At 70.2% G+C, this 5,085-nt stretch carries 4 protein-coding genes; all 4 read right to left on the bottom strand.

The window, feature by feature from the left end; genetic code table 11:
* Window positions 1–377: 377 nt before the first annotated feature.
* Window positions 378–1,715: an ATP-binding protein gene (locus VKH46_03300; protein HKB69842.1), complete on the bottom strand. Its 1,338-nt coding sequence runs from the start codon at window positions 1,713–1,715 to the stop codon at window positions 378–380.
* A 31-nt stretch (window positions 1,716–1,746) separates the two neighbouring features.
* Entirely contained in the window at window positions 1,747–3,108 is a 1,362-nt protein-coding gene (locus VKH46_03305; GenBank protein ID HKB69843.1) for a sigma-54 dependent transcriptional regulator, read from the bottom strand.
* 198 nt (window positions 3,109–3,306) lie between these two features.
* A complete protein-coding gene (locus tag VKH46_03310) occupies window positions 3,307–3,969 on the bottom strand; it encodes an ABC transporter ATP-binding protein (protein HKB69844.1) in 663 nt (220 codons plus the stop codon).
* 26 nt (window positions 3,970–3,995) lie between these two features.
* On the bottom strand, window positions 3,996–5,085 hold a 1,090-nt coding region (locus VKH46_03315; GenBank protein ID HKB69845.1), incomplete at its 5' end, for an FtsX-like permease family protein.

The following is a 5,085-nucleotide window of genomic DNA, read 5'->3' on the forward strand; positions in this document are numbered from 1 at the left end:
CAGAAGATGGCCAGCATCACCCGGACCGGAAGAGTCGCATTCCAGGCCAGCCAGAAGGTGAGCGCCGTAAAGGCGATCGGAAAACCGAAGGTCTTCAGCTGAAAAGAATCGGTGTATTGGAACGTGGCCGCTTCCGTCATACGCCATCCACGTGTGTGAGCATCGCACATGCCGAGAAGATCGCCGGCGGCGCCGACATCGGCTAGGGTGGAACGAATAGTCGCCGATTGCGATCCGAAGGCCGCAGAGGCGCGGCGAGGCGCGAGCCCGGCGGGATGCGGGCCAGCCGGCCCGCGGCCGCGGCGTACCGGCGGCGTACGTTAAGGCCGCGGGCGGCTGGCACACGCCCGCCCGGCTCGATGCATCGCCGCGCCTGCCTATGAAACGCCGGAGGCGGCGAGCGGCAGCACCAGCCGGGCCACGCAACCCTTCGCATCCGCCCGGTTCTCGAGGGCGAGCGATCCGCCGTGCGCCTCGGCGATCTGGCGCGAAAGCGAGAGGCCGATGCCGGAGCCGCCCGGCTTCGTCGTGAAGAAGGGGACGAAAAGGTTCGCGGTGTTCGCCAGGCCCGGGCCGCCGTCGGTCACCGTGATTTCGACCTCGTCGGGCTGATTCCGCCAGGAGAGGACCACGCCGCCCCGGGTCTCGAGGGCGGCGTCCGCCGCGTTCCGGACGACATTGATCAGGAGCTGCTCGATCTGGTCGGCGTCGGCCTCGAGAACCGCGGGCGGCCCCGGGCGCACTTCGACGTCCAGGCGGGTCTCGAGACCGGCGACGCGGCGCGCGAGCTGTTCGAGCGCGACCGCCCGCGGCTGAGGGGCGGGAAGGCGCGCGAGCTGGCGATAGCCCTCCATGAACCGCGACAGCGCGGCGGCGCGGGCGCCGATCACCTGCAGCCCCCGCCGCAGGTCCGATTCCCAGTCCTCGGGCCGGTCGCCCCGGCGGGCGATCCCCTGCAGGCTTTCGGCGATCGACTGGATCGGCGCCAGCGAGTTGTTGAGCTCGTGGCCGAGGACGCGGATGATCCTCTGCCACGCCTGCCGCTCCTCTTCGCGGAGCGCGAGCTTGAGATCGGCGACCACGACGAGCTGCTGCGGGCGTCCCTTCTCGCGAAAGACCGATCGCCGGACGGCCCACCGCCCCGTCCGGCCGGCGATCGGGCCCTGGATGGTCTTCGCCGAAAGACCGGTCAGCCAGTCGGCGATCCCGAGCTCGCTCGCGGTTCGGCCGAGAAGACGGTCGATCGGCGCGCCGAGGAGCCTCTCGCCGGCGCGGTTGGCGAGCCGCACGCGCTCCTCGTCGTCGAACGCCAGGATCGCGATCTCGATCTTCGTCATGACGGCTTTCAGGAGCGCCGCCGATTCGATCGCGCCGAAGCGCTGCTCCTGGAGGATCTGCGTGAGCTGGTTGATCTCCCAGACCACGTCACCCATCGCGTCGTCTCCGCCGATCTCGCGCCCCCGGACGGAGTAGTCGCTCTCGCGGAGGCCTCCGATCAGGTTCGCGACCGTCTGGAGCGACCGGACGACGCGTCCGCGAACGGCGAACGCGAAGCCGAGCCAGACCGCGGCGAGAACGACGACCACAGGAATCGCGATGCGCGAGTCGATTCGACTCCTCCACAGCAGGAGAGCGCACGCCGCGAGCGCGGGAAGCCCGCCGGCGAGCGCGAGCCGCAGCACCTGCGATTCGTGACGGGGGCGTTCCTTCCTCACGGTCTCGGCGGGACGGGAGACCGGCGGCCCGTCATAGGCCGTAGCGCTGGAGGCGCCGGTACAGGGCGCTCCGCGACAGCCCCAGGAATTCGGCCGCCCGGCTGACGTTGCCGTCGAAACGCGAGAGCGCCTTGCGGATGAGGAGCGTCTCGACGTCCTCGAGGCTCATTTCCTCGACGCCGGGCGTCGGGCCGCCGGCGGGAGACAGGCCGAGGTCGGCGGCGCGGATCTCACGCCCGTCGGACATCAGCACCGCGCGTTCGACGACGTGCTCGAGCTCTCGCACGTTGCCGGGCCAGGGATACCCGCGCATCGCTTCGACCGCCGCGGCCGAGAACCCGGCGATCGACTTGCGATGCTTGACCGCGTTCTGCCTCAGGAAGTGCTCGGCCAGCGCCGGGAGGTCGTCGCGCCGCTCCCGCAGCGGCGGCAGGAAGATCTCGACGGTGTTCAAGCGGAACAGGAGGTCCTGCCGGAACCGGCCGGCCGCGACCTCGGAGCGGAGGTCCGCGTTGGTCGCGCTGACGATCCGGACGTCCACCTTGCGCGTCCGGGAGGAGCCGACCGCCTCGAACTCCCCCGTTTCGATCACCCGCAGGAGGCGCGCCTGCTGAGCGAGCGTCAGGTTCGCGATCTCGTCCTGGAAGAGCGTCCCGCCGCTCGCGAGCTCGAAACGGCCGATCCGGTCGGCCTTCGCGTCGGTGAAGGCGCCGCGCACGTGGCCGAAGAGCTCGCTCTCGAAGATCCCTTCCGGGAGCCCGCCCATGTTGATGGCGACGAACGGGCCGGCGGCGCGCGACGACGCCGCGTGGAGCGCCTGCGCGACGAGGCCTTTTCCGGTCCCGCTCTCGCCGGTCACGAGCACGTTGGCGTCGGTCGGACCGACGCGCGTGATCATCTGGAGGACCGGCTGCATGGCGGGCGAATCGGCGATGAAGGACGGGGCGATCTCCCGCAGGGCCCGGTTCTCCGCCTCGAGCCGGCGGCCCCGCCGGAGCGCGGCGCCGAGCTCCACCTGCGTGCGGACCGTCGCGAGCAATCGCGCGTTGTCCCACGGCTTCTGGATGAAGTCGCGGGCGCCGCGCCGCATCGCCTCGACGGCCAGGTCGATCGAGCCCCAGGCCGTCATCACGACGACCGGGAGATGCTCGTCGACCTCCCGGAGCCGGGTCAGGAGGTCGAGCCCCTCCTCTCCCGACGTCGTGTCCCGCGCGTAGTTCAGGTCCATGAGCAGGGCGTCGTACTCGCGCCGCCGGACCGCGTCGAGAACGGCGGCGGGGGACGAGGCGGTCTCCGTCGCGTAGCGATCCGTCTTCAGGAGAAGCCGCAGCGCCTCCAGGACGTCGGGCTGGTCGTCGGCGATCAGGATCCGCGCGGAAGCGGGCGTACGCATCGGCTCGTTAGCTTAGCAGCGGGAGACGAGGCTCCGTTCGTGCGAAGGGACGACTCTGCCGAATGGATGAGGTGCGGCGAGAGCCGAGCGAGACGCGCACCCACAGGCCGCCGGCCCCGAAGGCGTACCGGGAGCGTACGTCACAGGGGCCGGCGGTCGAGGACGCGCGTAATCGCTCGAGCTATCGCCGCACCTCTCTCATTTGACGAGCCAGCCGTCCTTGAGCCGCACGATCCGGTTCCCGTACGCGGCGTTCGATTCCGAATGCGTCACCTGGACGATCGTCGTGCCCGCGGCGTTCAATTTCTTGAAGAGCTCCATGATCTCGCGGCCCTGGTCAGAGTGGAGGTTGCCGGTCGGCTCGTCGGCGAGGATCAGCTTCGGGTTCGCGATGAGCGCGCGCGCCACCCCGACGAGTTGCTGCTGGCCGCCGGAAAGCTGCGTGGGGAACAGGTCCTTCTTTCCGACGATCTGAAAGCGGTCGAGCATATCGGCGACCATCGCGGCGCGCTCGGAGCCCTTCACGTTCCGGTAGGAAAGGGGAACGTCCAGGTTCTCGCGCACCGTCAGGTTGTCGAGGAGGTGGTACTGCTGGAAGACGAAGCCGACGTTTTTCTTCGCGATCTCCGCGCGCTGCTTGGTCTTGAGCTGATGGATCGGCTCGCCGAGAAACCGGTATTCGCCCGACCAATCGGCGTCGAGCATCCCCATGATCGAGAGGAGCGTGGTCTTTCCGGATCCCGACGGCCCCATGATCGACACGAATTCCCCTTCGTCGATCCGGAGATCGATCTGGCGGAGGACCCAGGTCTTCGTCGGTCCCGTGGGGTAGAACTTTTCGACGCGGGAGAGCTCGATCATCGTGTTCCTTTCGTGGTGCAGGCAGTCTATTCCGCTCGGAGCGCCGTCATCGGATCGATCCGCGCGGCGCGGCGAGCGGGGAGAAACGCCGCCGCGAGGCCGACGAGCCCCAGGAGAGCGGTCACGGCGGCGAAGGTCGCGCCGTCCGACGCGGTCACGGCGAAGAGCGCTCCGGGTACGCGGAGAGCCAGGAGCCGGGCCGCCGCGAGCGACGCGGGAGCCCCGATCGCCGCGCCGGCGAGAAGGCGCCGTCCGCCCCAGCGGAGGACGAGGCTCCGGATGTCGGCGGCGCGGGCGCCGACCGCTACCCGGACGCCGATTTCGCGCGTCCGCCCGGTGACGGCGGCCGAGAGCAGCCCGAAGAGGCCGAGGGCGGCGAGAACGAGCGTCACTCCCGCGAAGAAGGCGCTCGCCATCGTGTACGTCCTTCTCGGCGCGAGCGACCGGCGGATGCGGTCGGTCATCCACGCGGCGTCGTAGACGGCGATTCTCGAGTTCACCGCCCGGACCACCCGGGAAACCGTGGCCGACGTTCCTTCCCCGCCGCCGGCCACGCGCGCGACCAGGGTGAGAAGCTCGGTGGGGCGCTGCGTGAACGGCTCGTACGTCGCGAGGAGAGCGCCTTCGTCGAGGCCGACGTTGCGCACGTCGCCGACGACGCCGACGATCTTCAGCCAGGGCTCGCGTTCGGCGGGGCCGACCTTGATTCGCCGCCCGATCGGATCGAGTCCAGGCCAGTAGCGGTCCGCGAGGGACTTGTTGACGACGACGACCATCGGGCTCCCGCTGTCGCGGAGGTCGAGGTCGCGGCCCCGGACGAGGGGGATTCCCATCGTGCGGAAGTACCCGGGGAGGACCCGCCGGAAGCTCGCGGCCGGGAGGCGATCCGGCGCGGTCCCTCCTTCGACGGTCAGGCTCCCGTTCGGATCGCCGCCGCTGACCGGCAGCCGGCTCGTCGCGCTCGCGGAGACGACACCGGGAAGCGCGGCGACCCTCTCTTCGAGCGACGCGGCGAAAGCGCGAACCTCCGCGCGGGTGTGCCATCCCGCGCCGCCGAGGTCGAGCTTCATCGTGAGAAGCCTCTCCTCGCGAAACCCGGGATCGACCGCCGAAAGT

The organism is Thermoanaerobaculia bacterium (assembly GCA_035260525.1).
Lineage (GTDB): Bacteria > Acidobacteriota > Thermoanaerobaculia > UBA5066 > DATFVB01 > DATFVB01.

Bases quoted from the DNA above. Each gene is read 5' to 3' on its own strand.
- VKH46_03305 (HKB69843.1), bottom strand. From the start codon at position 3,108: ATGCGTACGCCCGCTTCCGCGCGGATCCTGATCGCCGACGACCAGCCC.
- VKH46_03310 (HKB69844.1), bottom strand. From the start codon at position 3,969: ATGATCGAGCTCTCCCGCGTCGAAAAGTTCTACCCCACGGGACCGACG.